Source organism: Kitasatospora sp. MBT66, from assembly GCF_000710405.2.
GTDB classification, from domain to species: domain Bacteria; phylum Actinomycetota; class Actinomycetes; order Streptomycetales; family Streptomycetaceae; genus Kitasatospora; species Kitasatospora purpeofusca.
The window spans coordinates 81,665-85,394 of sequence record NZ_JAIY01000020.1 but is presented as its reverse complement, the minus strand read 5'-3'; the positions used below and the strand labels follow the sequence as shown (position 1 = coordinate 85,394).

Sequence of the window (3,730 nt, the reverse complement as noted above, 5' to 3'; positions counted from 1 at the left end):
CCTCGCGGGTGCGGCGGTGGATCGAGCAGGGGGAGATCCCGCGCGATCCGGTGCCGAGGGTACTGGCAGCCGTGTTCACGGAGCGGCTCGGCCGTGTCGTCACCACTGAGGACCTCGGTCTGGAACGACACCGGCCCACCAGGACCGGAGCGGCGCAGTCCGCCACCTCGTCACCATGGGAGCCGGATCGAACGGCCGCGGTCCTCACCGAGTTCACGGGAATGGACCTCATGCTGAACCGACGTGGATTGGTGGGCGCGGGTGCCGCGCTCACCGCGGGGGCGGTCGTCGCCGACTCGCTGAAGGGCTGGCTGGGAGGGGCGGAGGTCGCGTACGCGGCGTCGGCCCCCGGCCCGCGCCCGGTGCTCACCCAGGGCGGTGCCCGCCCGGTGGTGGACCTGTACGACCCGGGCCCGGTCGGGCTCGACGAGGTGGAGGCGCTGGAGCGCTCGGTGCAGGTGTTCCGGGCCTGGGACGCGGCCCGCGGCGGCGGCCTGCAGCGCAAGGCGGTGGTCGGCCAGCTCAACGAGGTGGGCGGCCTGCTGACGCACCGCCACAGCCCGGCCGTGACCCAGCGGTTGTGGCTGGTCGCGGCCAACCTGGCGGTGCTGGCGGGCTGGATGTCGCACGACGTGGGCCTGGAGCCGACCGCGCAGAAGTACTTCATGCTGGCGGCGGACTCGGCCCGGGAGGCCGGCGACCGGCCCCGGGCCGGGGAGGCGATCTCCCGGGCGGCGCGCCAGATGGTGCACCTCGGGCGGGCGGACGAGGCGATCGGGCTGATGGCGGCGGCCAAGGCCAGCGGCGGCCGGATGCTGCCGAGAACGCGCGCCATGCTGAACACCGTCGAGGCCTGGGCGCACGCCTCGATCGGGCAGTCGCAGGCGACCTGGCGGCTGCTGGGCGAGGCGGAGGACCTCTTCGCCGAGGACCCGGACGGCCCGCCGCCGTCCTGGATGCAGGTCTTCGACGAGGCGGAGCTGCGCGGGATGCAGGCGCTGGTGCTGCGGACGCTCGCCGAGCACGACCGGGCGGCCGCCGACCAGGCCCGCCGGCACGCCGAGCGGGTGATCCGGCTGCGGGAGGGGACGGGGCAGCTGCGCTCGGCGCTGTTCGACCGGATCACGCTGGCCTCGGTGCACTGGCTCACCGGCGAGCCCGACGCGGCGGACACCCAGTGCAAGCTGGTGCTGAACCTGATCGGCCAGAACTCCTCGCACCGCACCTGGGACCGGCTGCGGGAGATGTACCGGCTGACCGCGCGCTACCGGGGGGTGCCGGTGGTGGACGAGCTGCGGGAGCAGCTGGGGCGGGAGCTGCGGGCGGCGGACGCGAAGAAGCGGCCCGCGCGCGCCTGACCCGGGCCCGGCGACGGCCGGGCGCCCGGGGCGGGCCTGTCGGGAAGGTGGGGCCGGTCGGAAGGGGCGCCCGGGTCGGGAAGGGCCGTGCGGACCGGTGGGTCAGGAGGGGTTCGCGGGGCGCAGCAGCATGCGCAGCGCGGTGACGGTGCCGTCGGTGCCCAGCACGGGCTCGCCGGTGCACTCGATCATGCCGTGCCCGCCGTCGGGCCGCCGGACCTGGAGGGTGCCGAAGGCGTACCGGCCGTGCACCAGCGCGTCGGTCATCATCCGGCGCAGCTGGGGCCGGTCCGCCTCGCTGAGGCGGTCGGGCAGCCGGTCCAGGCTGAGCGGTCCGTGTCCGGGGTCGCAGCCGAGCAGCCGGTAGGCCTCGGCGGACCAGCGGACGTCGTCGGTGAGGAGGTCCCACTCGGCGGAGCCGATCACGGCCGCGCCGGTCGAGGTACGGATGGCGCTGTCCACTCTTTCGCCCACCGGCCCCTCGCCGTCCGTCGCGCCCTCGTTCGGGGGCGCGACGGGTGGTGGGCCGGTCGTGGGCGACTTTTGCATGGTGAGTCCAGTGGTCCGTTCGTGGAGAGCGGCCGGTGCGTGGTGGCATCGACTGTCGCACAGCGGTCTCACCCCTGTGGGCGATTTGGACAGATCGCCGTCAAAGTTCCCCCGGCATATGCCAGTGCGCACAAAGGGCCGGTCGCCCTGTGTGCGACGGGCTGCCCGAGGCGGTAACCTTCGGTGATTCCGGCGCCCGGGCGCCCACCGCAGTACCCACCAGAGACCCCGGCGACGGAAATCCCGTTGCCACTACGACCGCCGCAACGGATGCTGACCTCATGTTCGAGCCAGTGATAGCACCCAGTGCCAGCCTCCTCGGCCTCCTGCAGCGAGGTCGCGGTGACGGGCAGCTCCATGCGCTGGCCGCCGACCGCACCGAGGCCATCGCCGCGCTGGAGGAGTGCGTCACCAGGGACCCGCGAGCCGACTGGCAGGTCGAGAACCGTTCCCTCTACTACGCGCGCCTCTACATGGAGTTGGAGGCGCCGCTCGACGGGATCGAGGACCACCTCCACTCCCCGGAGGACCTCCTCGACGAGGACGAGGCCCGCACGGGCCTCGCGCTCTCCGTCCTGGGCCACCTCGCCGCGTACGGCCGGCGGGACGCGCTGATCGTGCTCCGCGAGTACGCCGCCACCGGCACCAACTGGGCCTGGGCGCTGGACGAGCTCGCGCTGCGCGACGACGACCGCGGCCTGCTGCTGCTCGGGACGGCCGTACTGGACCGCTTCGCCCCGGGCCCCGAGGGCGACGCCGAGCTGCGCGAGACCGTACGGAGCGCGTACGAGCCCAGGCCCTGGCGGCTCTGGGCCGCCTACCACCCGAGGGTCGCGGCCGCCAGCGAGCAGGCCCCCTTCGACGTGTGGCAGCGCCAGCTGAACCGCAGCGGGGTGACCCCGGGCTGGTCCACCGCCGATGTGCTGGCCTGGGCCGACCAGGGCGAGCTCGGCGGCCTCGGTGCCGCGGCCTTCGCCGGCGGCCCGGTCCGCTCCGGTTCCTCGCCCGACGCCGGACCCGGTCCGGACGCGGTGGACCGCCGCGCCGCCGCCGCCGCCCGCTGCCTGGCCGCCGTGGTGCGACCGGAGGACCGGCCCGCCGTCCTGGAGGCGGCCCGCACCGGTCTGCCCGGTGCCCGCCGGGCGGCCCTGCGCCACCTCGTCGACCGGCAGGACCCGGCCGCGGCCGGGCTGATCGAGGCCGCCGCGGCGGAGGTCGACGACCGGCTGGTCCGGTTCGCCCTGGAACTCCTCGGGCGGATGCGCGGCCCGGAAGCGCTGGCCCACGCCCGCCGCTGGGCCGATCCGGCCACCGGGGGCGCCGACAGCGCCCTCGGCGAGGCCGCCGTCCGGCTGCTGGCCGACGCGGGCGAGCCCACCGACGCCCCGCTGGTGGTGGGCGGGCTGCGCCGCTGGGTCCTGCTGCACGGGGTGTCCGGCGCCGATGCCGGGCTCGGGACGCTGGTCGACGGCGCGGGGCGGCTGACCGCCACCGAGGCCGTCCCGGTCCTGCGCCACATCTACGGCGAGGCCGTCTCCTCGGAGCTGCGCGGCCGCGCGGCCCGGGCGCTCGCCGCGACCGACGTGCACTTCCCGGAGGGGCCGGCCGTCGAGTGCCTCTGGGACTGCGAGGAGTCCACCCGGGAGCTCGCCGCGAGGCACGTCGCCACCACCGGCGACGCCCGCGTGCTGGAGCGCCTGCGCCGCCTGGCCGCCGACCCGGCCGAGGAGGCCGAGGTCCACGCCGCCGTGCGCGGCCGGCTCACCTCCGCCCGCGAGCGGAGCAGGTAGCCGCAGCCGAGGGGCGATCGAACAGCGGGAACG

Annotated in this window: 3 protein-coding genes; 2 read left to right on the top strand and 1 reads right to left on the bottom strand. The window is 75.9% G+C overall.

Annotated elements, in window-relative coordinates; genetic code table 11:
• Positions 1-1,358, top strand: a 1,358-nt coding sequence (locus BI06_RS41445) for a hypothetical protein (protein ID WP_043477286.1), incomplete at its 5' end; no start/stop codon positions are given.
• 102 nt (positions 1,359-1,460) lie between these two features.
• Here BI06_RS41445 and BI06_RS41440 read toward each other — a convergent pair.
• Positions 1,461-1,820 (bottom strand): PAS domain-containing protein, encoded by a 360-nt coding sequence (locus BI06_RS41440; protein WP_030396875.1) that lies wholly within the window; start codon positions 1,818-1,820, stop codon positions 1,461-1,463.
• A gap of 368 nt (positions 1,821-2,188) precedes the next feature.
• On the opposite strand from BI06_RS41440, the gene BI06_RS41435 reads away from it, so the two are divergent.
• Positions 2,189-3,697, top strand: a complete 1,509-nt coding sequence (locus BI06_RS41435) for a hypothetical protein (RefSeq protein ID WP_043477283.1) — start codon at positions 2,189-2,191, stop codon at positions 3,695-3,697.
• Positions 3,698-3,730 lie beyond the last annotated feature (33 nt).

Bases quoted from the DNA above. Each gene is read 5' to 3' on its own strand.
- BI06_RS41435 (WP_043477283.1), top strand. From the start codon at position 2,189: ATGTTCGAGCCAGTGATAGCACCCAGTGCCAGCCTCCTCGGCCTCCTG.